Annotated in this window: 23 protein-coding genes; 17 read left to right on the forward strand and 6 right to left on the reverse strand. The window is 62.1% G+C overall.

What is annotated here, in order from left to right:
• The first annotated feature begins 125 nt into the window (after positions 1-125).
• From EWH10_RS03300 to EWH10_RS03370, 15 genes are all read left to right on the forward strand, one after another.
• Positions 126-866, forward strand: a complete 741-nt coding sequence (locus EWH10_RS03300) for a DUF4198 domain-containing protein (protein WP_229742368.1) — start codon at positions 126-128, stop codon at positions 864-866.
• A 27-nt stretch (positions 867-893) separates the two neighbouring features.
• Positions 894-1,262 (forward strand): hypothetical protein, encoded by a 369-nt coding sequence (locus tag EWH10_RS03305; protein WP_044660243.1) that lies wholly within the window; start codon positions 894-896, stop codon positions 1,260-1,262.
• Positions 1,259-1,963, forward strand: coding sequence for a HupE/UreJ family protein (locus EWH10_RS03310; protein WP_025548334.1), 705 nt, complete (start codon positions 1,259-1,261; stop codon positions 1,961-1,963). The genes EWH10_RS03305 and EWH10_RS03310 overlap by 4 nt, the downstream gene beginning before the upstream one ends.
• Positions 1,960-2,568: a hypothetical protein gene (locus EWH10_RS03315; RefSeq protein ID WP_130029778.1), complete on the forward strand. Its 609-nt coding sequence runs from the start codon at positions 1,960-1,962 to the stop codon at positions 2,566-2,568. The genes EWH10_RS03310 and EWH10_RS03315 overlap by 4 nt, the downstream gene beginning before the upstream one ends.
• Positions 2,569-2,667: 99 nt before the next feature.
• Complete coding sequence (locus tag EWH10_RS03320) at positions 2,668-3,573, forward strand: ornithine cyclodeaminase family protein (protein ID WP_229742367.1); 906 nt, start codon at positions 2,668-2,670, stop codon at positions 3,571-3,573.
• Positions 3,574-3,808: 235 nt separating this feature from the next.
• Positions 3,809-4,477, forward strand: a complete 669-nt coding sequence (locus EWH10_RS03325) for a haloacid dehalogenase type II (RefSeq protein ID WP_130029780.1) — start codon at positions 3,809-3,811, stop codon at positions 4,475-4,477.
• Between the two features lie 5 nt (positions 4,478-4,482).
• A complete protein-coding gene (locus EWH10_RS03330) occupies positions 4,483-5,184 on the forward strand; it encodes a cupin domain-containing protein (protein WP_229742365.1) in 702 nt (233 codons plus the stop codon).
• A 190-nt stretch (positions 5,185-5,374) separates the two neighbouring features.
• Positions 5,375-6,235 carry a GNAT family N-acetyltransferase gene (locus EWH10_RS03335; protein WP_130029782.1) on the forward strand — a complete coding sequence of 287 codons (861 nt, stop codon included), beginning with the start codon at positions 5,375-5,377 and terminating at the stop codon, positions 6,233-6,235.
• 13 nt (positions 6,236-6,248) lie between these two features.
• Positions 6,249-7,424, forward strand: a complete 1,176-nt coding sequence (locus EWH10_RS03340) for an alanine racemase (RefSeq protein ID WP_130029783.1) — start codon at positions 6,249-6,251, stop codon at positions 7,422-7,424.
• Positions 7,425-7,461: 37 nt separating this feature from the next.
• Positions 7,462-8,742, forward strand: coding sequence for an NAD(P)/FAD-dependent oxidoreductase (locus EWH10_RS03345; protein WP_130029784.1), 1,281 nt, complete (start codon positions 7,462-7,464; stop codon positions 8,740-8,742).
• A gap of 10 nt (positions 8,743-8,752) precedes the next feature.
• Positions 8,753-10,198 carry an aldehyde dehydrogenase family protein gene (locus tag EWH10_RS03350; RefSeq protein ID WP_130029785.1) on the forward strand — a complete coding sequence of 482 codons (1,446 nt, stop codon included), beginning with the start codon at positions 8,753-8,755 and terminating at the stop codon, positions 10,196-10,198.
• Between the two features lie 27 nt (positions 10,199-10,225).
• Positions 10,226-11,551: an NAD(P)/FAD-dependent oxidoreductase gene (locus EWH10_RS03355; RefSeq protein ID WP_130029786.1), complete on the forward strand. Its 1,326-nt coding sequence runs from the start codon at positions 10,226-10,228 to the stop codon at positions 11,549-11,551.
• A 256-nt stretch (positions 11,552-11,807) separates the two neighbouring features.
• Positions 11,808-13,970, forward strand: coding sequence for a TonB-dependent siderophore receptor (locus EWH10_RS03360; RefSeq protein WP_130029787.1), 2,163 nt, complete (start codon positions 11,808-11,810; stop codon positions 13,968-13,970).
• A 69-nt stretch (positions 13,971-14,039) separates the two neighbouring features.
• A complete protein-coding gene (locus tag EWH10_RS03365) occupies positions 14,040-15,080 on the forward strand; it encodes a PepSY-associated TM helix domain-containing protein (RefSeq protein WP_025548348.1) in 1,041 nt (346 codons plus the stop codon).
• Complete coding sequence (locus EWH10_RS03370; RefSeq protein ID WP_025548349.1) at positions 15,077-16,003, forward strand: 2-hydroxyacid dehydrogenase; 927 nt, start codon at positions 15,077-15,079, stop codon at positions 16,001-16,003. The genes EWH10_RS03365 and EWH10_RS03370 overlap by 4 nt, the downstream gene beginning before the upstream one ends.
• A gap of 51 nt (positions 16,004-16,054) precedes the next feature.
• On the opposite strand, the gene EWH10_RS03375 is transcribed toward EWH10_RS03370, so the two are convergent.
• From EWH10_RS03375 to EWH10_RS03395, 5 genes are all read right to left on the reverse strand, one after another.
• The gene (locus EWH10_RS03375; RefSeq protein WP_130029788.1) at positions 16,055-17,377 is read right to left on the reverse strand and encodes an aspartate aminotransferase family protein; all 1,323 of its coding nucleotides are present in this window, start codon (positions 17,375-17,377) and stop codon (positions 16,055-16,057) included.
• Positions 17,374-18,423, reverse strand: coding sequence for a phosphotransferase (locus EWH10_RS03380; RefSeq protein ID WP_165363308.1), 1,050 nt, complete (start codon positions 18,421-18,423; stop codon positions 17,374-17,376). The genes EWH10_RS03375 and EWH10_RS03380 overlap by 4 nt, the downstream gene beginning before the upstream one ends.
• 177 nt (positions 18,424-18,600) lie before the next feature.
• Positions 18,601-19,092 (reverse strand): Lrp/AsnC family transcriptional regulator, encoded by a 492-nt coding sequence (locus EWH10_RS03385; RefSeq protein WP_229742361.1) that lies wholly within the window; start codon positions 19,090-19,092, stop codon positions 18,601-18,603.
• Between the two features lie 60 nt (positions 19,093-19,152).
• Positions 19,153-19,815 (reverse strand): haloacid dehalogenase type II, encoded by a 663-nt coding sequence (locus EWH10_RS03390; protein ID WP_130029790.1) that lies wholly within the window; start codon positions 19,813-19,815, stop codon positions 19,153-19,155.
• 121 nt (positions 19,816-19,936) lie between these two features.
• Complete coding sequence (locus EWH10_RS03395; protein WP_130029791.1) at positions 19,937-20,401, reverse strand: Lrp/AsnC family transcriptional regulator; 465 nt, start codon at positions 20,399-20,401, stop codon at positions 19,937-19,939.
• 200 nt (positions 20,402-20,601) lie between these two features.
• Here EWH10_RS03395 and EWH10_RS03400 point away from each other — a divergent pair, with 200 nt between their 5' ends.
• Positions 20,602-21,087, forward strand: coding sequence for an Lrp/AsnC family transcriptional regulator (locus tag EWH10_RS03400; RefSeq protein WP_130029792.1), 486 nt, complete (start codon positions 20,602-20,604; stop codon positions 21,085-21,087).
• A 144-nt stretch (positions 21,088-21,231) separates the two neighbouring features.
• Here the strand turns inward: EWH10_RS03400 and EWH10_RS03405 are convergent, their stop codons facing one another.
• Positions 21,232-21,855, reverse strand: a complete 624-nt coding sequence (locus EWH10_RS03405) for a copper resistance protein B (protein ID WP_207212572.1) — start codon at positions 21,853-21,855, stop codon at positions 21,232-21,234.
• Between the two features lie 685 nt (positions 21,856-22,540).
• Between EWH10_RS03405 and EWH10_RS03410 the strand changes: the two genes are divergently transcribed.
• Positions 22,541-23,947 carry a hypothetical protein gene (locus tag EWH10_RS03410; protein WP_207212573.1) on the forward strand — a complete coding sequence of 469 codons (1,407 nt, stop codon included), beginning with the start codon at positions 22,541-22,543 and terminating at the stop codon, positions 23,945-23,947.
• Positions 23,948-24,015 lie beyond the last annotated feature (68 nt).

The raw sequence follows: 24,015 nt of genomic DNA on the forward strand, positions 1-24,015 counted from the left end.
GCCGCTGCATCGCGTGCTTCTGAAGCCGGTGGATACGGCGTAACATACCGAAGCATGTGTCAAATTGGTGAATCCTGCTGATCCCCCGCCATAGGCTCGACCCACAACCGTGGAGGAGAAAAAGCGTGGCGAAACTGAAATCCCTCATCTGGTCGACTGCGGCGGCGGCCGCCCTTGTCACACCGACCATCGTCCAGGCGCACGGCATCTACTTCGCCCAGCGCGCCAAGCAGATCGCCGTCATCTATGGCGTCGGCGCCGACGATCTGGAATCCGTCAAGCGTCAGCCTAATATGGAAAGCGTGCAGGCATGGGACACCGACCTCAATCCGGTCGGCGCGCAACTGCGCACCAATGGGCCGCTGGTCGTCCTGGATACCGACGAGCCGCCGGCGATCGTGAGCGCCGTGCTTCAGAATGGCACCTGGTCCTGGGTGCCCGGCGGCGAGATCGTCAAAAAGACCAGGGAAGAAGTTCCGAACTCGACCAAGACCGAGACGACGATCAAATATGCTGTGTCGATCCAGGGTCCGTTGACCAAGCCCGTGCCGCTGATACCGGCACAGGCGCTGCAGATCGTTCCCGTCGGCAAAATTCCCGAAAAGCTGGGCGAGCCGCTGACCTATCGCGTGACCTGGATGGGCAAGCCCGTGGCAGGGGCTGGAGTGATCAACGACTTCGTCAACGACCCCGATGCGGTGGAAGTCAAGACCAGGGCCGACGGCACGGTGACGTTCCCGGTGCGCAACCAGGGATTGAACGTCATCCGCGCGGTCCTGGTCACGCCGAGCGACAATCCGGCCAAGACGGATCGCTACGAGCACACCGCGACACTGGCTTTCACGCTACCTCACAAACCCGAATAAGCCTGGCCGAAAATGGGAGAATCCTCGATGAAGTTCCTATCCTTCGCGATCGCCTCCGCGCTCGCCGTCACGCCCGCATTCGCTCATGGCGATGACAAGCCGCGCCACGGCGGCCAGGTCGCAGAAGTCGGTGAGACCATCTTCGAACTGGTCCGCACGCCGGCCGGCGCATCCCTCTATATCATGGAGGATGGTGACGAAGTGCCGGCCGCGTTGATGACCGGCAAGCTGATCGTCACGGCGGGCGGCAAAAAGACCGACGTTCCGCTGGTGGCGGCGAAGGGCAATCAGTTCGTTGCAAAGGGTGCCCAGATCCCGAGCGGCGCGCGCGTGGGCGTGCTCGTGATCAACAAGCAGACCCAGGCCCGCCAGTCGGCGACCTTCGCCATCAAATGAACGGCCGACGCGCCGCCCTATTGGGGCTAGCCGGTCTCGCGCTTGCGACAGGTCTCACCGACCTCGCCGCGGCGCATGGCGTGGCGGAGGGTGACAAGGCCTTCATCCAGAACAATCCCGGCATGAACATCGTGCCCTACATGTATCTCGGCGCCAAACATATGGTGACGGGATATGATCATCTGCTGTTCCTGTTCGGCGTCATCTTCTTCCTGTACCGGCTGAAGGATGTCGGCACCTATGTGACCCTGTTCGCGCTGGGACACAGCACGACGCTGCTGGCGGGCGTCTTTTTCAACATTCACGCCAATCCGTTCCTGATCGATGCCATCATCGGGCTGTCGGTCGTGTACAAGGCGCTCGACAACCTCGGCGCCTTTCCGACGTTGCTGGGTTTTCAGCCCAATCAGAAGGTGGCCGTGCTGGTCTTCGGCTTCTTTCACGGGTTCGGCCTTGCCACCAAGCTTCAGGACTTGATCGCCTCGCGCGAGGGGTTGATCCCCAATCTCGTCAGCTTCAATGTGGGCGTGGAGATGGGCCAGTTCATGGCGCTCAGCGTCATCCTGATCCTGATGGGCCTGTGGCGGCGATCGCCCAGTTTCACGCGCAATGTCGTCATCGCCAACAGCGCGCTGATGTGTGCCGGAATCGTCCTGACCGGTTATCAGTTCGCCGGCTTCATGATGGAGAAGAGCCTATGACTGCCACGGCCTCTGTCGCGGCGCCCTATCGGGCGCAGCCCGCCACCCTCTGGCGCGCGGCCCTCGCCGCCGGCGTGGCCGGCGCGGCGATCCTGCTGCTGTTCGTGCTGCCCGCCGAATATGGCGTTGATGTGACGGGCGTCGGCCGGGCGATCGGCCTTACCGCGATGGCGGGGGACCAGGATGCCGCGGAACCCGCAGAAGCAGCCGTGCCGCCGCCAGCTCCTGCGGCCTATACGGTGCCGCCCCAGACGCAGGCGAGCATCGCCAAGGCCACTGCCTTCCGGAGCGACACCAAAACGATCACGCTCGCCCCGCACAGCGGGATGGAGATCAAAGCCCGGATGAAGGTCGGCGACACGTTCAACTTCCGCTGGACCGCGACCGGCCCGGTGCGCGCGGACATGCATGGCGAACCGATCGGCGGCAAGGAAGACGAATTCACCGACTATTGGAAGCAGAAGGACATCAAGGGCGCGCAAGGCAGCTTCACCGCCCCCTTCGCCGGCACCCATGGCTGGTATTGGAAGAATCGCGAGGATGTTCCCGTGACGATCACGGTCAAGACCGACGGCTTTTACGAAACGCTGTTCGAACGGACATGATCGGTGGAAGGACATGCGGCACGTCCTTCCGGATAGCGTCGGTGACGTTCAGCGACTGAACACCATCTTCACGGAATAGGGGTAATCGTCATTCACTTCATGTCCGAACAGGAATCGGCCGCGCTTGTCTCGCACGAGATGGCCTATGCCGCGACACGCGAAGCTTTGATCGCAGCGGTCGACGATGCCGTGCTTTTCCCCGCCGTCACCGCCCACGGGTCGAAGCAGACCAACCGCTTTTCGATCAAGTCGGCCGCCACCGGGTCCTTCGCGGGGCTGAAGGTCGGGTCCTTCTGGGCCGACAACGACGCCCTCGGTCTGCCGCGGCATAATTCGCTGATCTTGCTCTTCGACCAACAGGTCGGACGCATCGACTGGGTGATCGAGGCGGGGCTGGTCAATGCCTATCGCACCGCGGCGGCCGACGCCGTGGCGGCCGACATGCTCGCGCGTCCCGACGCGAGCACCCTTGCGATCTTCGGCGCCGGCAACCAGGCCTTTTACGAGGTCATGGCCCTTCGCCGCGTCCGTCCGATCACCGAGGTACTGGTCGTCGCGCGCGACGCCGACAAAGGCGCTGCGTTCGTCGCGCGGTTGCAGGAACAGGGCGTGGCGGCTGCCCGCGCGAGCGCGGAGGAGGCGTGCCGCCGCGCCGACATGGTGGTCACGGCGACGCCGGCGCGCGCGCCCTTGTTCGACGCGAGCTGGATAGGTCCGGGCACGCATGTCGCCAGCATGGGATCGGACGCTGCTGGCAAGCAGGAGCTTCCCCCTGCTCTGTTCGAGCAAGCGTCGCTCTATTGCGACCTTCCGGCGCAGTCGGTCATCATGGGCGACTTTCAACATTTCGCCGGCGATCGCAGCGCCATCGTCGCCATTGGCGACGTTTTGCAGGGTCGCGATCCGGGGCGCACGTCAGCCGACCAGATCACCATATTCGACAGTTCGGGCATCGCCCTGCAGGATCTCTGCATCGCACGTCATCTGATCGCGATGAAGCCCTGATTCGCGCCCCGCGGGTGCGGTATATCCTGCCGTGATGTGACAGATATAGGTCAGGTTGTGCCACGGCCGTGGCCAAGAAGAACAGGATCGCGTCGCAATCGAGCGCTAATCTCCGCGCAACGGTGCCGCCGATCCGTGGGGGAAGCGACCGATGGCTGTTCAGAGGCCGCTCGGCACGATCTACCGCGCGTCGCCCGGTTCGGGACGGTTCAGCGTTTTTGTAGAAGGGGTTTCCATGACGACTCTCAGGCCCAAGTTCATCACCTTTGACTGCTATGGCACCCTCATCAATTTTGAAATGGCGCCGGTTGCGCGACAGGTTTATGCGGACCGCCTTTCCGGACGGGCCCTGGAGGATTTCTGCGACTATTTCTCGGCCTATCGGCTCGACGGCGTGCTGGGCGCGTGGCGGCCCTATCGCGAGGTCGTCGCCGAAGCGTTGCAGCGCGCGTGCAAGCGGTCGGGCACCGAATATCGCGATGCCGATGGCGAAGCGCTATATGCCGCCATTCCGACCTGGAATCCGCACCCCGATGTGGTGGAGCCGCTCAAGCGCGTGGGCGAGAAGATCCCGCTGGTCATCCTGTCAAATTCGATGGTGGATCTGATCCCCTACAGCGTGGACAAGCTTGAAGCGCCGTTCCATACCGTCTGCACCGCCGAGGAGGCTCAGGCCTACAAGCCGCGCATGCAGGCATTCGAATATATGTTCGACACGCTGGGCTGCGGTCCTGAAGATGTGCTGCACTGCTCGTCCAGCTTCCGCTACGACCTGATGACCGCCTATGACCTGGGCATCAAGGACAAGGCCTTCGTCAATCGCCGCCATGAGCCGATGAATGCCTATTATGAGGTCAACGAGATCCCCGATCTGGGTGGGCTGCCAGGGCTGGTGGGTCTGTGAGCGCCATGATCGAGCAAGCGGTGGATGCGGTCGTCGACATGCGCGCCTATGCCGCGGGCACGGCGCCCGCGACGGACTGGTTCGCCGGCCGCAAGGCGCCGGCCTTCGCCGACAACGCGGCGCAGGTGTCGGCCGTCTCCTTGAGGGGTGAAGGCCGGGTCGAAGGACTGGCGGCGGACGAGTTCGTGCTGGTGCTGGAAGGCCGGCTCGAGATCGAGAGCGATGCGCGGACGCTGACGGTTCTGCCCGACAATGGCGTGGTGCTGCCAGTTGGATCGAACTTCGGCTGGCGGGCTTCGGACGATCTGCTCGCGATCGTCTATACCGCCCCTGCTCAGGGTCCGGGCAGCGCGACGACGCCGGTCGCGATCGATCTGGACGCCGACATGACGCCATCTAGTCCGCCGGCGGCCGAAAATCTGCTCGGTCCCGTTCCGTCCTGCCGCAACCACACCGACTATCTGTCGGCGAACAGCGAATTCGTCTGCGGCATCTGGGACTCGACGCCTTATCATCGGCGACAGATTCCCTATCGCCAGGTCGAGCTGATGCTGCTGCTGGAGGGAGAGGTCAGCTTCAGCAATGACAAAGGCAGCGTGACGTTCCGCAAGGGCGACGTGTGCATGTTTGTTCGGGGCGATGGTTGCGCGTGGCTGAGCGAGCAATATGTGAAGAAGATCTACGCCACCCAGCGTCCGGTCTCCTGATGAAGAAAGCGATGGCGGCGCTATTTGTCGCCATCGCTGCATGCAAGATGGCGGTTTTGGCGCCTTTGGAAGGTGCCGCCAGAGGATGATGGCGTGATGACCCGGTTTTCCTCTGACGAGACTGATTTTGGGGGCGTTGGTTGCGCGCGCGCAGCCGCGCCCGCGCGATAATTTCCGTGGGGCTGGCGACATGACCGACATATTTCCCGAGACGACGGTGACGAGCGATGCAATGCCGCTGACGCGCGATCATCTGCCCCAGGCGCTCGCCCTGTCGCGGGCGGTTCAATGGCCTTACCGTGCGGAGGACTGGGCATTCGCGTTCGATCTCGGCCGGGGGTTCGGTGTCGAGATGAACGGGCGCCTCGTCGGCACCGCGCTCTGGTGGCCCTATGGCGACGACTTCGCCACCGCGGGTATGATCATCGTGGCGGACGAAGCGCAGCGGCGCGGGATCGGCGCGCGACTGATGGACGCCCTGCTCGCTGACGCGGCGGGACGTCGCATCATCCTCAATTCCACCGACGAGGGACAGGCGCTCTATCGCAAGCGGGGTTTCACGCCCTTCGACAATGTGATCCAGCATCAGGCGGTGCTGGCTGAAACGCCGGAGCTCGATCCAGCGTTGCCACTGCGTCCCGCGACCGCCGACGACCGCGCGACATTGATGGAGCTGGACCGCGCGGGTGCGGGAATGGATCGCACGAACCTGCTCAACGCACTGTTTGCCATGGCCGATGTGCTGGTGATCGAGCGGGACGGCGCGGCGGCGGGCTATGGCTGTGTACGCCGTTGGGGCCGGGGCGTAGTGATCGGGCCGGTCATGGCCCCCAGCGACGAGGATGCGAAGGCGCTGATCGCCGCGCTCGCCGCCCGCCATGTGGGCGATTTCGTCCGCATCGACGTGTATCGCAGCGGCGGGCTCGGCCCGTGGATCGAAAGCCTGGGCCTGCCGCAGGTGGGCGAAGTCTTGTGCATGGCGCTTGGCGCCCCCCCGGAGGCGCGGGATGGCGTGCGGTTATACGCGCTCTCCAACCAGTCGCTCGGCTGAAGAGGTGAAAGAGATGATCGATACGGTTATGCAATCGGAACAGGCGCTCGCGGACCAGCGTGTCGACACGATCGAAACGCCGGCGCTCATGCTCGATCTCGCCAAAGTCGATCGCAACATCGCCCGGCTGCGCGGCCGGCTCGATGTGCTTGGCGTCACCTTCCGCCCCCATGTCAAGACAGCCAAGTCGATCGACGTGGCGCGGCGGCTCTTTCCCTCGGGCGAAGGGCCGATCACCGTCTCGACGCTGGCGGAGGCCGAATATTTCGCCGCCGGCGGCTTTACCGACATCTGCTATGCGGTGGGCCTCAGCCCGGACAAGATCGGGCGTACACGCGATCTGGTGGCGCGCGGCATTGACCTGTCGGTCCTGATCGACTCGGTCGATCAGGCCGAGGCACTGGGCGAGGCCGCGCGGGATGGCGCACCCATGCCCAAGGTGCTGATCGAAATCGATTGCGACGGCCATCGGGGCGGGCTTCCGCCGGACGATCCGGCCTTGCGGCTGGTGGCAGACAGTCTGCGAGATGGCGGCGTGACACTGGCCGGCGTTCTGACCCATGCGGGCGAGTCCTATGGCGCGCGCGGCGGCGTGGGTCTGCCCGAAGCGGCCGAGGCGGAACGGGCCGCCGCCGTCGCCGCGGCTGAAGCGCTGCGCGCCGCGGGGCATGCCGCGCCGGTGGTCAGCGTGGGATCGACCCCGACCGCCCATTTCGCGCGCAATCTTGACGGCGTGACCGAAGTCCGCGCCGGCGTCTTCATGTTCTTCGACCTTGTGATGCAGGGCATCGGTGTCTGCGCGCTCGACGATATCGCCCTCTCGGTTGTCGCGACCGTGATCGGTCACCGCCCCGAAAAGGGCTGGATCCTGATCGATGCTGGCTGGATGGCGCTCTCGCGCGACCGGGGCACGCAGAAGCATCCGGTGGATCAGGGCTATGGGCTGGTTTGCGATATTGACGGTATGCCCTTTGGCGATCTGATCGTCGAGGATGCGAGCCAGGAACATGGCATATTGAAGCTCCGCGCGGGCAGCACCGCCGCCTTGCCCGACCTGCCCCTCGGATCGCGCGTGCGAATTCTACCCAATCATGCCTGCGCGACCGGCGCGCAGCACGAGACCTATAATGTGATCGAGCATGGCGGCCATGCCATATCCGCCACATGGTCGCGGATGCGCGGCTGGTGATGCAGATGAAGGCCATGCCGCGCGGCGAGACAGCCGCATGAAGATGATGTCCTATTGGCTCGACACGACCAAGCCCTTCGCCTCCGGTGCACCCGGCGGCCCGCATGGGACCACGGATGTCGCGGTCGTAGGCGCCGGCTTCACTGGCCTGTCCGCCGCGCTGGCACTGGCGAAGAAAGGCGCGAAGGTCGTCGTGCTGGAGGCTGATCGGGTCGCCGGGGCGGCGTCGGGCCGCAACGGGGGCATGTGCAACAACGGTTTCGCGCAGGATTATGCCGGCATGGTCGGCAAGCTCGGCCGCGAGCGCGCCAATATGCTCTACCGTGCCTTCGACGCGGGAGTGGACAAGGTCGAGTCCATCATTGCCGCGGAAGGCATCGACTGCCATTTCGCCCGCGTCGGCAAGCTGAAGCTCGCCGCCAAGCCTGAACATTATGACAGGATCGTCCGTTCGCAGGAGCTGCTGGCCCGCGAGGTCGATCCGGAAACGAGGCTCGTTCCGCGATCGGACATGCGCGGCGAGATCGGCTCCGATCATTATTTTGGCGGGATGCTCTACGAAAAGGGCGCGAACATGCACATGGGTGAGTTCGGCCAGGGGCTCGCCGAAGCCGCCGCCCGGCATGGCGTGCTGATCCATGAGTATAATCCGGTCATCGGCATGAAGCGGCTGGCGGGACAGGCGCATGAACTGAAGACGCCGCAAGGGACCGTGCGCGCCAGTCAGGTGCTGCTGGCGACCGGCACGTCGGCGGTCGGGCCGCTGGGCTGGTTCCGTCGCCGGATCGTACCGATCGGAGCGTTCCTGATCGCCACCGAACCGCTGCCGGTCGATCTGCTCGATCGGCTGACGCCCCATCGCCGCAACACCACGGACACGCGCAATTTCGTCAGCTATTTCCGCACGTCTCCCGACAATCGCATCATCTTCGGCGGGCGCGCGCGCTTTTCCGGGCGCAGCGACGCGGCGTCCGACGCGAAGAGCGGGGTCATCCTGCGCCAGTCGATGGTCAGCGTCTTCCCTGAGCTAGCCGACGCGCGCATCGATTATTGCTGGGGCGGCATGGTCGACATGACCCGGGACCGCCTGCCTCGCGCGGGCGAGCGCGACGGCCTCTTCTACTCGATGGGCTATAGCGGCCACGGCACCCATATGGCGACCTATATGGGCGCGATCATGGCCGAGGTGCTGGACGGCCGGGCCGACCTCAACCCCTGGCGCGATTTCGACTGGCCGGCCATTCCCGGCCATTTCGGCAAGCCCTGGTTCCTGCCGTTCGTCGGAGCCTATTACCGCTATCAGGACCTTGTGAAATGACCGTTGATTCATGGACAAACTGAGCCAGGCGATCGCCCGCGGCGGAGAAGCCTTTATCGACGGCGCGTGGGTTACGGTGAACGCCGGCGAGATGCTGCCGGTCGTCAACCCCTCCACCGGCGACGTGGTGGCCAAGGTCGCTGCCGGCACGGCGGCGGACCTTGACCGTGCGGTTGCCGCCGCCCGCGCAGCTTTCCCGTCCTTCGCCCTTTCCGCCGTCGCGGATCGCCTGGCGCTGCTGGAGCGCATCCACGCGCTCATGCTCGACCGTGCGGAAATATTGGCACAGGCGCTGGTGTTGGAAATGGGTGCGACGATCAGTCATGCGCGCGCCGCCCATATCCCTCTGGCGGCCGCTCATGTGCAGGCCGCGATCGACGTGTTGCGCGACTATGATTTCCTGACGATGCGCGGCACCACCGCTATCGTGCGCGAGCCGATAGGGGTGTGTGGGCTGATCACGCCCTGGAACTGGCCGCTCTACCAGATCGCGGCGAAGGTCGCGCCGGCGCTGGCCGCCGGATGCACGGTGGTGCTGAAACCCAGCGAGTTGTCGCCATTGAGCGCACTCATGTTCGCGCAGATCGTGCATGACGCCGGTGCGCCGGCCGGTGTCTTCAACCTCGTCAACGGCACCGGGGCCGAAGTCGGTGCGGCCATGGCGGCGCATCCCGGCATCGACATGATCTCCATTACCGGTTCCAACCGCGCCGGGGTGCTGGTGGCGCAGGCGGCCGCGCCCACGGTCAAGCGGGTGACGCAGGAACTGGGCGGCAAATCACCCAATCTGATGCTGCCCGACACTGATTTCGAAAAGGCGGTCCCGCCCGGCGTCATGTCCGCCTTCCGCAATGTCGGTCAGTCGTGCAGCGCCCCCACACGCATGATCGTGCCGCGCGACCGGCTGGCCGAGGTGGAGGCGATCGCCCGCGCGACGGTCGCGTCGATCATCGTCGGCCAGCCCAGCGAGGCGGAAACGATCATGGGGCCGATCGCCAATCACGCGCAATATCGGCGCGTGCAGGCGATGATCGCGGTCGGCATGGAAGAAGGCGCGCGGCTCGTCTGCGGTGGACCGGGGCAGCCCGAAGGGCTGGAGCAGGGATTTTTCGTGCGTCCGACCATTTTCTCCGACGTCGACAGCGCCATGCGCATCGCGCAGGAGGAGATTTTCGGGCCCGTGCTCGTGATCATCCCCTATGACGGTGTCGATCAGGCGGTCGCGATCGCCAACGACACGATCTTCGGGCTTGGCGGTCATGTGCAGGGTGCCGACCTTGATCAGGCCCGCGCCGTCGCCCGCCGCATCCGCACGGGACAGGTGCATCTGAACTATCCCGCCTGGGACCCTCATGCACCCTTTGGCGGCTATAAGCGATCCGGCAATGGCCGCGAATATGGCGCCTTTGGCTTTGAAGAATATCTCGAGATCAAGTCCATCCTAGGCTTCGCCTGATCCGTCCGAACATTGGAGGTCCCGTTCATGCCCGCCCCGTTGCGTTTCATCGAATCCTCGCCCGAACTTCCCGCCGAAGCAGACGCTGTCGTGATCGGCGGCGGGATCATTGGCGCTTTCACTTCCTATTATCTGGCCAAGCGCGGCCTCAAGGTCGCGCTGGTCGAAAAGGGCGTGGTCGGCGGCGAACAATCGAGCCGCAACTGGGGCTGGTGCCGCCAGCAAAATCGCGACGAGCGTGAATTGCCGCTGGCGACCAAGGCGCTCGACCTTTGGCAGGCGTTCGGCGAGGATATGGGGGAAGATACCGGCTTCCGCCGCTGTGGCCTCTTCTATGTCAGCAATAATGACGAGGAACTCGACACCTGGGCGCGCTGGGGCGAATATGCCCGGTCGGTCGGCGTCAAGACGCGCATGTTGTCGAGCGAGGAGGCGACCCAGCACGCCCGCTTCACCGGCGAACGCTGGAAGGGGGGGGTACATTCGCAAAATGACGGCATCGCCAATCCCGGCATGGCCGTGCCGGCGGTCGCACGGGCGCTGATGCGCATGGGCAGCAGCGTGCATCAGGCGTGCGCGGCGCGGGGCATCGAAACCGCCGGCGGCGCGGTCAGCGGCGTGGTGACCGAGCGCGGCACGATCCGTACGCGGCTGGTCATCCATGCAGGCGGCGCATGGGCATCGTCCTTCCTGCGCCAGCTGGGCGTCGATTTTCCGCAAGCCACCGTGCGCCAATCGATCCTGGCGGTGGGCACGAGCGGTCTCAACCTCCCTGACGCATTCTACAGCAAGTCGCTGTCCATCACGCGGCGCGACGATGGCTGCCACACGCTGGCGATCAGCGGCCGCGCGAAGGTCGATCCCACGCTGCAATTTCTGCGCTATCAGAGCAAGTTCCTGCCGATGTTCAAGAATCGCTGGCGCAGCCTGTCGCCGGGCGGCCTGCACGGCCTGCGCGGTCGACATGAGGGGATGACGCGCTGGACTCTCGATGGCCCCACGCCGATGGAAAAGGTGCGTATCCTCGATCCGATCGCCGATCCCAAGACGGTGCGGCTGACGATCGAGCGCGCAGCCGACCTGATCCCTGCCCTGGGCTCGGTGCCGATGGTCGCGGCCTGGGCAGGCTTCGTGGACAGCACACCGGATGGCGTTCCGGTTATCGGCGAAATCCCGAACATCCCCGGCTTCATTCTGGCTGCTGGCTTTAGCGGCCATGGCTTTGGCATCGGTCCGGGTGCCGGGCATCTGGTTGCGGATATCGCGTCGGGTCAAACCCCGATCGTCGACCCGAAACCCTATCGCCTTTCCCGGTTCAGCGGCGGCGAAAAGATCGACGTATCGGAATTTTGACCCGGGCAGATGAGGTGCGGACCGCCCCGCATGTTCATGCCGTGAGGGTTCATCGATTCACAATATTGCACCGGCCGGCCCGATGAATTTGACGTAATATTTCCGTAACGCAGCCTAGCCTGATCTGTAACAAGAGGTGGAAAGAACCACCCCGGCGAAGGCTTCCGCGACAGGCAGGACAAAGCCCGTGCGGACATAAAAGCCAGCCCCACTTCGCAGGACATCGGGAACAGCGATTTCATAAGGGGAACACATCATGCGCATGTCATCGGTCCGCCGCCTTGGCTTCCTCGCGGGCTCCGCCGCCATCGCCCTGTCTGCCACGCTTTCGCCCGCCGCTCTGGCGCAAGAGCCGGCAGACCCGGCCTCCGACAGCACCATCGTGGTCACCGGCCTCAAGCGGCAATATTTCGGCGATACGCCGGTCAAGGAAATTCCCCAGGCGGTGCAGTTCCTGGAAGGCAAACTGCTCGACGATCTCAACATCACCCGCCTCGACACCGCGCTCGAACTGGCGAGCGGCGTGTCGCGCCAGAATAATTTTGGCGGCCTTTGGGACAGTTTCGCGATCCGCGGCTTTGCGGGCGACGAGAATTTCCCGAGCGGCTTTCTGGTCAACGGCTTCAACGGTGGACGTGGCTATGGCGGTCCGCGCGACGCGTCGAACGTCGAACGGATCGAGATTCTGAAAGGCCCCAACTCGGCGTTGTTCGGGCGCGGCGAGCCGGGCGGCACGGTCAACATCGTGACCAAGAAACCGACCTTCAAGGAAGGCGGCAGCTTCGCCATATCCGCGGGTAGCTGGGAGACATACCGGGTCGAAGCGGACTATAACCTGCCGCTGTCGGACAGCGTCGCGGTGCGGATCAACGGGTCGTCCGAGCAGGCGGAAAGCTTCCGCGACACGGTCAACACGCAGAAATATACGCTCACCCCGTCCTTCCTGGCCAAGCTGTCTGATGCCGACATCTTCACATATGAACTGGAATATGTGAACCAGGAGGTACCTTTTGAGCGCGGCGTGGTGGCGATCCCGACTGTCAACGCCAACGGCTCTATCAGCTATAATCTGGGCGCTATCCCCAACAGCCGGTTCCTCGGCAATCCCAATGACGGCCCGGTCAAGGTCGAGGTGCTGGGCCATCAAGCGCAGTACCAGCATGATTTCAGCGCGGATTGGACGCTGATGCTGGGTGCGGGCTACAAGGACACCACGTTCGAGGGTTTTTCCAGCGATCCGGAACTGGTGCTTAGCCGACAGCGGCTCGACAATGACGGACGCACCTTGACCCGCCAGCGCCGTTATCGCGATTACAGCACCACCCATATGGTGTTCCGCGGGGAGCTCAGCGGAAAGGTCAACACGGGATCGATCGTCCATAATATCCGCATCGGCGCGGACTGGGATCGCTTCAAGATCAAGACCTACCAGACCCGCTATCGTCCGATCGCTTCCGACCAGTCCTATGCGATCGACATTTTCAACCCCAACTACAACATTCCCGCGCCCACGCCGGGAACCGTGATCCAGAACGCGACCGAAATCCAGAAGGCCTGGGGCATCTACGCGCAGGACCAGATCGAGATTACCGAGCAGTTCAAGATACGCTTTGGCGGCCGCTATGACGATTTCAGCCAGGATATAGATCTGCGCCTCAACAACACCAATCCGCGCAAATCCTATACCAAGTTCAGCCCGATGGCCGGCCTCGTGTTCGAGCCGGTGAGCAGCCTGTCCTTCTACGCCAGCTATGGCAAGGGCTTCCGTCCCAACAGCGGCGTGGGCTTCGACGGCAATCCTTTCGAGCCGGAAATCAGCAAATCCTATGAAGTCGGCGCCAAGTTCATGACGGCCGACGGACGCATCACCAGCACCCTGTCGCTCTATAAGATGAAGAAGGATAATGTGCTGACGACCGACCCGGCCAACGCGGGCTTTTCCAAGCCGGTGGGGTCGGCAAAGAGCAAGGGCATCGAGTTTGACCTCAACGCCAAGCTGCCCGCCGGGTTCGAGCTGTTCCTGACCTATGCCTATACCGATGCGGAGTGGGCGACCAACGCGCTCGATCCCAATTTCGGCTTCCAGATCCTCAAAGGCGATCCGCTCATCAACATTCCCAAGCATCAGGGCAATGCGCTGCTGTTCAAGAATTTCTCGATCGGGGACCATGAGGCGATGCTGGGTGCGGGCGTCAACCACGTCGGCAGGCGGCTGGGGGAGACAGCGACGACCTTCTTCCTGCCTAGCTACACCATCGCCAAGGTGCTGGGATCGTTCAACATCACCGACCAGATCAAGCTGTCGGCGGATGTGAACAACCTCTTCAACAAGAAATATTATGCCAGCTCCTATGCGGCATTGTGGGTCGCGCCGGGTACGCCGCGACAGTTCACCGTCCGCGCGAGCTTCAACTTCTGATGCAATGCCAGGCCGCCGGCATTCTCGTGCCGGCGGCCTGGCATTGCCCCTTTTTAACACAGGCATATCATGTCCCGGCTGCAATGGCTTCGCCTTCATCGCTATGCCGGCCTGACCATGGCACTTTTCCTGCTCGTTCAGGCGCTCACTGGCGCGCTGCTCCTATATCGTGGACCTATTGAGCGCCTGCTCGATCCCGCGGGCCAGACCAGCCGGGGAAGAGCTGCGCTTATTTCAGCGGGAGAGGCGGCACGCGCCGCCAACAGCGCAATGCCTGGCACGCATCTCCTCCGTCTGTTCGCGCCGGACACCGACCGCGCCACATGGTTCGCCCATATGTCCGATGCGGATGGCCGCCGCACCTATGCCTCGATCGACCCGGCCGGCGGCGCGGTGCTGCGGGCCGGCGACCTGACCCGCTTCCCCCTCGAAGCGGCGCTACAGATCCATTACCGCCTTCTCACCGGCCGAGCCGGGATGATGGTGATTGCACTTAACGGCCTGGCGCTGGCGATCATGGCGGTGAGCGGCGTCGGTTATTGGTGGCCCAGGCGCAATCCCGCCAAGGCGCTGGCAATTCGATGGAAGCTTTCCCCCCGCCTCGTCCTGCGGCAGGTGCATCGGACCCTGGGCGTTATCGCCAGCGGCTTTCTCATTCTCATCTCTTGCACGGGTTTCCTGCTCGTTTTTCCGGATCTGGTCGGGAGCGGGGTTTCCGTTCCGCCGGCAAATATATCGGCTCTTCAGATCGATCGGAGTGTGACCCTCGCGCAAGGCATTTTCCCCGGCGCGGCGCTCCGTGACATAAGGGTCGGTGGTGACAGGCTGACCGTCAATTTCCATGCGCCGGATCGGAATGGGCGCGCGGTCGATGTCGTCGCGGTGGCCTTGCCGTCTCCCCATATCTTGAGTGCCATGCCCGCCTCCCGCAGCCGCGCGCTCTGGATGGTCCTGCTTCCCATTCATACCGGCGAGTTCATAGGCCTTACCGGCTCCGCTCTCTGGCTGCTCGTCGCCCTCTCCCTAATCGCGCTGGCGCTCACCGGCCCGCTCATGTGGTGGCACGTTGCAACTCAGCGCCGCCGCGCTCCTCGAAAGGTTCCGACATGACCCTGCTCTACACCTCCGATCCTGCGCGCGGCCGGGTCTTGCGTGACATTTTCGCGCGGGAAGCGGCCGATATTGCCTTTGTCGAGCCGCCCGAAAGCTACGATCCGAGCGCCATCCGCTATCTGGTCGCCTGGAGTCCCTCGGCGGAACTGATCGCGAGCCTTCCCAATCTGGAAGTTCTCTTCTCGATCGGTGCCGGGGTCGACCAATTCAACATGGACGGTCTGCCGCCCCATATTGACGTGGTGCGGATGATTGAGCCCGGGATCGTGGCGGGCATGGTGGAATATGCGACGATGGCGGTTCTGATGCTACACCGCGACGTTATCGCCTACCGGGAAGCCCAGCGGGAAGAGCGCTGGTCACCGATCAAGCTCGTTCCGGCGCAGCATCGTCGCGTCGGGGTCATGGGCCTGGGCCAATTGGGTCAGGCTGTGCTCGAAGCGTTACGCCCATTTGGCTTTGCGCTATCGGGCTGGAGCCGTTCACTGCATCGGCTGGCGGGCGTGACATGTCATGCCGGCACGACGGGGCTTGGTGACTTCCTCGCCGAATGCGACATTCTCTTGTGCCTTCTCCCGCTGACGCCGGAAACGCGCGGCATCCTGTGCCGCGACCTGCTCTTGCAACTGCCCCGGGGCGCGTCGCTCATCAACGCCGCGCGTGGCGGCCATCTCGTGACAGAGGATCTGCTGGCCTTGCTCGATGAAGGCCATATCTCCGCAGCCTTGCTTGACGTCACCGATCCCGAACCGTTGCCGACAGGCCACCCTATCTGGAGTCATCCCCGCATTCTGCTCACCCCGCATGTCGCGAGCATGACGCGCGCGGACAGCGCCGCCCACGCCCTCATCGCCAATATCCGCCGCCATCGGGCGGGAACAGCGATGGAAGGCAAGGTAGAACGCAGCACAGGCTATTGAAAGCACGACAGGCAAGTCGGAACCGGAGGGGTTTGCCGCCCCTTCGGCATTTTAAAGCTCCAGCGCCTTGTCCAGCACATCGACGAACAGATCGACATTCTCCCGGCTGAAGATCAACGGCGGACGGATCTTGAGGATGTTGTGATCCGCGCCGCACGCGCTGATCAGCACGCCGTTCTCACGCATGGCATTCACGACCTGGGTTGTTCGGGCACGGTCGCTCGCCTGGCTCTCCTGGTCCGTCACGATATCGGCGGCAACGAAAAGGCCAGCGCCGCGCACATGCCCGAGGCAAGCGTGCCGCTCCCGCAAGGCCTCGACTTGGCTCAGGAGATAAGCCCCGACATTACGGGCGTTGTCCATGATATGGTCGCGCTTGATGACCTTGAGCACCGCCGCCGCCGCTGCGCAGGAAACCGCGTTGCCCGCGAACGTGTTGAAATAGCGGGAACTGCGCCCGAACTCCTCAACCACGTCATGCCGGGTCAACAGACCGGCAATCGGCTGTCCATTGCCCATCGGCTTGCCAAGCGTCACGATGTCGGGATCAATGCCATGCCGCTGGAACCCCCACATATGGCTTCCAGTCCGGCCGAAGCCCGGCTGCACCTCGTCGGCGACGAAAATGCCGCCGGCTTTGCGGATTGCCTCGACTGCACCTTTCAGGAATCCGGGCTCTTCGGGAAGGATGCCGTCACTCGTAAAAAGCGAATCCACGATGAGCATGGCAGGCCGGATACCGTGCCTCTTCATATCGGCGATCGCCGACTCCACGTCGCGCGCGAAGCGTTCGCCGACATTGGGGCCGGTACGATAGGCTGCTGGCGCGGGAACGGTGCGCACATGCATCCCCAGCGGAACGCCCTCACCCAATGTCGGAGAGAATTTGGAAACCGCGTCGGTTATGCCATGATAGGCGGTCTCAGTGATGATGACACCGGTTCCGCCAGTGCGAACCTGCGCGATGCGATAGGCAAGATCATTCGCTTCGCTGCCTGAGCCGGTCAGCATCATATGCGACAAATCGCCCTCCACGGTCGAAAGAAGACTGTCGGCGAGCTCAAGGATGGTTTCGTGCAGATAGCGCGTGTTTGTGCATAGCGTCGCCACCTGTCGGGTGATCGCTTCTACGACATCAGGGTGGCAATGGCCGAGCGACACGACATTGTTGTAGGTATCGAGATAGCGCCGTCCATCGGGGTCATAGAGCCACACACCCTCGCCACGGACGAAATGGAGCGGCTTTTGGTACATCAACCGATAAGCGGGCCCAAGCAGCCGGTCGCGCTGTTCGATCATCCGCGCCTCATGTGCATCGAGTTCGACTTGCCCGGGGATGAAGGCGTTTACGGAGGACACGTCCACGAAGGTCATTCATTGTCTCCTGACTGACAGAATTGAAGCAAACGGCGGCTGGCCTCGGCACGAGGCAGCTGGTCGATATGGTCGAGGCCCGCCCATGCGAGACCGTTATTGCGCATGATATAGGCGCGATTTTCGGGGTAACGTGTCGCGCGCCATTCGGTGATGAGCACCGTAATAACAAGTCGCGCCATCACCAGGTCCAGCATCACGGCCTGCTCCGACGGCTCCAGCTGCAGCCGACCGTGATAGGCGCCGATCATTTCCGCTGCATTCCGAAGCGGGTCGGGACCGTCCACCAGTTGATAGGCAGCGGCAGTCGCGATCTCGCCCACGAGCGGCCCGTGGATCACATCGCCAAAATCGATGATAGCCGCCACCTCGTCGGTGCGGTCTGGTCGGACCAGCACATTGCCTAGGTTGAAATCATTATGGATCACCTGCGCGCGCAGCTTGGTGAGTGCCGGCAGTGTGTTTGTCTCATAATGATCCATGAAGCGCCGGACGAGCACGCGCCGCGCCGGGTCGGCAATGCTGTCGATCATCCCGGCAAGGCGATGCGCGGCCGCCACGTTCCAGAGCAAATCATGTTCTGCCGCCGGATGGACAAAGTCATGAAGGGCCTGATCGAGCGAGGCGAGACAGCGGCCCAGCGCCTGACGCAGCGCCGTCGTCCTGGGCGAGGCGACAAGCGGCGTTCCCGGCAGGAATGTCAGCATCCGAAGGATCGAAGCGCGACCGTCGGCCAAGGATATGTCCGTGTGGTACCGCCCGTCGAGGGCCGCCACTGGATGTGGCACGGGCAATGAAGGCGCCGCCTCCTTGAGATGATTGAGCACAGCATTTTGCAGATGCACGATTTCGCGCGCTTCGGCGGGGTTCGATATCTTCAGCAGGAACTGGCTGCCGTCGGGGGCGGTCATCCTGAAGTTGCGATCCCTTTCTCCACTCAGTTCAACGGCATGGAGCGCCTTGCCGAAGATGTTTCGCGCCAGGTCTTCTGCATCCTGCGCGCCGAGTTGGGGCGGCTGGGTGGTAAGCGTCGGATCGAGTAGCATATTTCGCCCCATGTTGATCGAGCCGCGATGGTATTTCCTGCGCAACCCGACAGATTTCGACGTTCCGCATGCTGGCATGCTATGAGGGACATGCTGCCGTAAAATGTGCCGAATTCGTGCGGAGTGCCGATCGATCAGGCTGCGATTTGAACCGCCTCGAGCATCTTTATGCCCATGTCAGTCCGCCGATTGGACGAGATCGAGGAATCCGCGTTGCCCGACCTCGAAACTGCGCACGACGAAATAACTGAAATAGCGGTCGACCAGACCGCTTTCCTCGACGATTTTCATGATCGTTTGGGAATAATGCGACACCGACCGGGTCACGAACTTCAATATATAGTCGCAATCGCCGCTGATACGCGCGCATTCCTGAAGTTCGTCGATAGTCTTCAGCTTCTGCTCGAAGCGCGACACCGTTCCCATACGCCGGTCATGCAACGTAATCTCCGCGAATACCGTGACCAGTTCGCCGATCGCCGCAAGATTGATTCGTGCGCCATAGCCGGTGATGTAGCCCGCCGCTTCAAGGCGATCCACCCGCGTCAGGCAAGGGCTGGGCGACAGACCCACCTTCTCCGCCAAGGCAGAATTGGTGATACGGCCATTCTTTTCGAGAACGGCCATAATTCGCAGGTCGGTCGCATCCAGCTTTATGGTCCTTTTCACGGCGACGGCAATTCCTCTATTCAGCGAAGTTGAAATGGCCGGCCATCAGCACCCGCGATCTCAAAGTCCCAGCAATGCCGGCAGATCGTTGAAATCGCGAATGCGGGTGAGACCATAATGTTCTGTCGGCGGCTCATGCCCGCGATCGACAAAGACCTTCGCGCCAAACCCGAGATCGTGGGCGGTCATGAGATCGTAGCGGGGGCTCGATGACACATGCATCATATCTTCAGGCGAACAGCCCAGCCGGTCGAACATATATTCGAAGGGCCGCATGAGCGGCTTGTAGGCACCCGCCTCCTCCGCCGTCAGCACAGCGTGGAAGGGCACGCCGATATTGCGGGCGCTGTGTGGGATCAGGTCCACCATGCTATTGGACAGGATGACCAGCGGATAATGATCGGCGATTCGCGACAGCGGACCCGGAACGTCCGGGTGCGGTTGCCACGTCGGAACGGCATCGTATAAAGCCTGCGCATCCTTGGCTTCGAAAAGGACGCCGTGCTTCCGACACGTACGCTCGATTGAATTGGCGACGACATCATGGAAAGGCTTCCAGGCACCAAGAACCTCGTCAAGGCGATAGGCGCGAAAGGATGCCAGAAAGGGCTCCATTTCCGATGGGTCTACCCGATCGGCAAAAATTTCGCGCGCGGTCGGCCCCATGATGAAGTTTATCATCGTTCCATAGCAGTCAAAGCTGATAAATTTGGGTCTGAACACCGGGCCGTACCTTTGCTGTCGTTGAAGAGCCTGATGAATAGCGTCTCTTTATCGGCAATTTCCGCTGTGCATTAAATTGTCGGAAGCGAATTCTTCCAATTTTTGCCGCCTTCACCAAAGATCAATCGCTAAGCGGCAGCGACGAATTGCGGATCGGCGTGCTGGAAACGATGAATATGGAATAGCTTTGGATGCCGAGATCCGCTTGCCATATCTGTTCCAGAATTCGCGCCGGCCCGTCATAGCCCTGAGCAACGATTTTCACCAGATAATCGAATTTGCCGTTCACCATGTGGAACTCGACCACCTCGGCTATACGCAAGATGGCCCTTTCGAACCGCTCCGCCTCCGCCCGCCGATGGTTTTTCAAGATCACCTGCACATAAGCGGTGACGAAATCGCCAAGCTTAGCGAGATCGAAATGGGCGTTATAGCCGATCACGATCCCCGCCGCCTCGAGCTTCTTGATTCTTGCCAGGCAGGGACTGGCCGACAGTCCCACCGCTTCCGCCAGATCGACATTGCTGATGCGGCCGTTGGTCTGCAGCTTGCGGAGGATTTTGATATCGATCCGGTCGAGCTTCATTTCGCTGGTCTGTTTCCCCGTCCCATCTGCTTTCGGCAGGCCAAGGGGTCTGCCTGTCCATCATGCGGTAATGCCACCAAAGATTCTGCGGTTCAGGAGCTTTGTACAATCCAAATATCAGGCTTGGACGTATCGAGCCGATGGATTCTGCCGACCGAAAAATCATAGCATCGGCCGCGTGGATCGCGGTGGAAAGTGCAATGGAAAAACTGGACCGGTTGGATTTCAAGATATTGTCCTATCTCCAGGAACAGGGCCGGGTCACGAACGTCGGTCTGGCGAACGCCATCGGCCTGTCCGCCAGTCCATGTCTCAGCCGGCTGAAGAGGCTGGAGGATGCAGGTTACATAAAATCCTACGGTGCGCGGGTCGCGCTGGAGAAAATGGGCGATTACCTAATGGTGTTCACGGAGGTGACATTGGCCGATCACCGCGTTGCGGATTTCGGGCGTTTCCTCGCGCGAGCCAGGGAAGTGCGCGAAATCGTCGAGTGCCACCATGTCAGCGGAGGCTATGACTATTTCCTGAAGGTCGTCGCCCGCAGCGTCAGCCATTATCAACGCATCATCGAGGGGCTGCTGGAGAGCGACGCGGGCATCGAGAAATATTTCAGCTATATCGTTCTGGGTTCTCCAATCATGCGCGACGGCTTTCCGATCGAGCGCCTGTTTGGCGGTGCGGAGTAGTCGGCCGACTGCTTCCCTGATCGCCTACAGCCGTTGCGGCAGGCTCGTGCCCCCTGCCGAAAATTTACCATCCGGCGCCGGTTGAGCTCGCCACGAATAGGCTCGCGACACGCCGACAGACCGAATCTTGGCAGATCTGAAAAGTCACAGGCTGAAGCCGAACCCGATCACCGCCATGGTCGACTGCAACGCATCGCCCGATTGACGCGCCAGCCGACGGGTGCCGCCAAGCAATCGCTCATGGACCACCGCTGTATAGATATTGATCTTGGGCGTCAGCCGATAGCGGAGGCGGAACGTCCCTTCGCCTTCGGTGAGGCCGGAAGCCACGCCCTGCCCTGCCACGCCCTGCGCGGACCATCCGACCGCCACGCGTGGTTCGAGATAGAGCCGCCCCGTGATCGGCAACTGGTAGATGAGTTGCCCTTCACCGGTCAGTTGCGCATCGTCCGAGAGGAAGAGGTAGCTCTCCCAGCTAAGGCGCGAGCCCACTGTGCCCTGCACTCCGATCGCGGCGTGGAGGTCGCGCGGATGGGGTTTGAAATCCTTCCGCACACCCGCCAGCCACGTCGTATTTCCCACCGTATGTCCGAGGAAGAGGCGAGCCTGCACCTCATCGATCTGACCGCCGAGCGCTCCGCCTCCCTGGGTCACCAGCATGACCTGATCGGTCGCACCGCCGTAGGAAAAGGTGCCGTCGAGAAGAAAGGCATCGTCCCCCTTCCCCATCCGCATTTCGATAAGGTCGAAGCCGCCCGACAAGGTCAACGCGCTCGTTCCTTCATCCTGCGCCATCACTGGCGAGCAAATGGCTGCAAAACACAGCGCCGACAAGGCGACACCGAAGAAGCGTCGTTTCTGTCCCGATCCCCGTTGTGGCATGGAAGAACAATAATGGCCAGCATACGGCGTTATCGCGCGAAGCGGCGCGTCCATTGCCCCCTAGGATGGCAAATTATTGCTGGCGCGCGGCAGCTTATGCCGCGATACGAGGCGCAGAGCCAGAAGCAGGGCCCACCACCAGACCACTGGAGACGCGCGGCGGCCCGCCAGTAGTTCTGGTTTGTCTCGCGCCTGGCTCTGGCGGGGGGTGGAATGATATCGGACAGAAATCATGCTCTCGACGCAAACGCTTTGGCATTTACTTGCACGAAGTTGATTATAAATCATTTGCTGCGCAAATGGGGGTTGCGCTGGATTGGCGATGAGCCACGGATGGGGGACACATAAGCCTATGACAGGGCATTCAACGGGCGGGGTCGGTGCAATTGCTAGGGATCGCTGTTCCCCTTGGAAGAGCGGCACAGAAGGCCTTCTGACACTGCTTACCTTGCAGAACCGCTCAAGGCGGATCGGCCCGGGGTTTATGCTTTCAATTATTATAACGATTTTAGGATTCCAAAATCTTCTACTTTGGCGATTTTTGGGAGTTTTCCCAAACTGGCTCTATGCAATGGGCATTCTGCTTGTCGGATTTATGTCCTGGTCCATGACAAGGATGCAGCAGCTATCGCACAGTCATGCGGATATGGAGGCTAGCCAAGCCCCCACCTGGCGGAGGATGTTTCTCCTGGCTTTGGTCGCGCTGGCCATCTTCATTCTCGGTGGCGAAGGCCGCTTTTTCTACGCCAGCCCCGATTGGCAGGTACGTGATTCTGTCTTACGCGACCTTGCCGTCTATCGTTGGCCGTTCGCCTATCGGTTCGATAACCATATCGAACTCCTGCGTGCACCGCTCGGCATGTACCTTCTCCCAGCGATCGTAGGCAAGGCGTTCGGTCTCGCAACAGCCGATCTGGCTCTGCTCATCCAGAACAGCCTTTTTCTCACGCTGATCTTTGGCCTTGGATCGATGCTGTTCACGACATCGCATGCACGCGCTCGAGCTCTAGTAATCGTTATCTTCTTCAGCGGCATGGATGTTATCGGCCAGTGGCTCCAATGGCATGCGAATGGGCATCCTTTCCCAGACCATATCGAGCAGTGGGGGATAACCCAATATTCTTCGCACATCACGCAGGCATTCTGGGTTCCGATGCACGCGCTGTCCGGCTGGTTGGGTGGAGTGCTGTTTCTTCTATGGCGGGAGAAGCGGATCTCGCTCGGACAGATGTATGCGCCTGTGCCGCTGCTGATGCTGATGTCTCCACTTGCCGTTATGGGCATCCTTCCCTTTGCCGCCTATGCCGGGATCGTGACCCTGTGGAAACGTGAACTCCGGGTCAATGATGTCCTGCTCCCAGCAATCACCACACTTCTCACCCTACCCGCCATACTCTATCTCGGAGCAGGCAGCGGCGAGGTCGGTCTGCGAATCATATCTCTCCCGCCCCTTCCCTACATGCTGTTTGAATTGCTCGAGGTCATACCCTTTGTTGCAGGAGCCGCGTTGATCGGTAGTCCGAGTACCGGCGAGCGAGCGACCTTGCTGCTGGTAGCGGCTTGCCTCCTGCTCATGCCCTTCGTGCAACTGGGCGAAGGGACGGATTTTACGATGCGGACCTCCATCCCGGCGCTTGCTATCTTGGCGGTCCAGATATCCCGGGCCTTTGATCGCGCGGCCACTGACCGCACATTCCGTCGACCCGCGATCATCATGGCGGGCATGCTGTTGCTGGGGTCAGTGACGGGGATGGTCGAAATCGCACGGGCTGCGATGAACAAGCCTTCGCCGCAGGTCCATTGCAACATGGCGACATCCATATATCAGGTCGCTTACCTGCGGCAGAGTTCCAGCAGAGCAACATATTTCGCCGCGCTCGATGACGTGCCTGGCGTGATCAGGCCGCAGCCTTCAACCATTTTGAGCCATGAGACTGCGCGATGCTGGGACCGCCCTTGGCAAGCAAGACGATTCTAAGCGATCACTCCGACCTTCGAACACCCTGGGACGCGAGATGATGAATTTTGGTGGTGATGATCTGTATG

The sequence above is a fragment of the Sphingobium fuliginis genome, from assembly GCF_004152845.1.
Classification (GTDB): Bacteria; Pseudomonadota; Alphaproteobacteria; order Sphingomonadales; family Sphingomonadaceae; genus Sphingobium; species Sphingobium fuliginis.

Excerpts from the sequence above, each read along its gene's own strand:
- EWH10_RS03375 (WP_130029788.1), bottom strand. The coding sequence starts at position 17,377 with ATGACCTTCGTGGACGTGTCCTCCGTAAACGCCTTCATCCCCGGGCAA.
- EWH10_RS03395 (WP_130029791.1), bottom strand. The coding sequence starts at position 20,401 with ATGAAGCTCGACCGGATCGATATCAAAATCCTCCGCAAGCTGCAGACC.
- EWH10_RS03410 (WP_207212573.1), top strand. The coding sequence starts at position 22,541 with ATGGGCATTCTGCTTGTCGGATTTATGTCCTGGTCCATGACAAGGATG.
- EWH10_RS03355 (WP_130029786.1), top strand. The coding sequence starts at position 10,226 with ATGCCCGCCCCGTTGCGTTTCATCGAATCCTCGCCCGAACTTCCCGCC.
- EWH10_RS03310 (WP_025548334.1), top strand. The coding sequence starts at position 1,259 with ATGAACGGCCGACGCGCCGCCCTATTGGGGCTAGCCGGTCTCGCGCTT.
- EWH10_RS03380 (WP_165363308.1), bottom strand. The coding sequence starts at position 18,423 with ATGCTACTCGATCCGACGCTTACCACCCAGCCGCCCCAACTCGGCGCG.
- EWH10_RS03325 (WP_130029780.1), top strand. The coding sequence starts at position 3,809 with ATGACGACTCTCAGGCCCAAGTTCATCACCTTTGACTGCTATGGCACC.
- EWH10_RS03360 (WP_130029787.1), top strand. The coding sequence starts at position 11,808 with ATGCGCATGTCATCGGTCCGCCGCCTTGGCTTCCTCGCGGGCTCCGCC.
- EWH10_RS03330 (WP_229742365.1), top strand. The coding sequence starts at position 4,483 with ATGATCGAGCAAGCGGTGGATGCGGTCGTCGACATGCGCGCCTATGCC.
- EWH10_RS03350 (WP_130029785.1), top strand. The coding sequence starts at position 8,753 with ATGGACAAACTGAGCCAGGCGATCGCCCGCGGCGGAGAAGCCTTTATC.
- EWH10_RS03345 (WP_130029784.1), top strand. The coding sequence starts at position 7,462 with ATGAAGATGATGTCCTATTGGCTCGACACGACCAAGCCCTTCGCCTCC.
- EWH10_RS03335 (WP_130029782.1), top strand. The coding sequence starts at position 5,375 with ATGACCGACATATTTCCCGAGACGACGGTGACGAGCGATGCAATGCCG.
- EWH10_RS03320 (WP_229742367.1), top strand. The coding sequence starts at position 2,668 with ATGTCCGAACAGGAATCGGCCGCGCTTGTCTCGCACGAGATGGCCTAT.
- EWH10_RS03400 (WP_130029792.1), top strand. The coding sequence starts at position 20,602 with ATGGAAAAACTGGACCGGTTGGATTTCAAGATATTGTCCTATCTCCAG.
- EWH10_RS03365 (WP_025548348.1), top strand. The coding sequence starts at position 14,040 with ATGTCCCGGCTGCAATGGCTTCGCCTTCATCGCTATGCCGGCCTGACC.
- EWH10_RS03315 (WP_130029778.1), top strand. The coding sequence starts at position 1,960 with ATGACTGCCACGGCCTCTGTCGCGGCGCCCTATCGGGCGCAGCCCGCC.
- EWH10_RS03340 (WP_130029783.1), top strand. The coding sequence starts at position 6,249 with ATGATCGATACGGTTATGCAATCGGAACAGGCGCTCGCGGACCAGCGT.
- EWH10_RS03370 (WP_025548349.1), top strand. The coding sequence starts at position 15,077 with ATGACCCTGCTCTACACCTCCGATCCTGCGCGCGGCCGGGTCTTGCGT.
- EWH10_RS03305 (WP_044660243.1), top strand. The coding sequence starts at position 894 with ATGAAGTTCCTATCCTTCGCGATCGCCTCCGCGCTCGCCGTCACGCCC.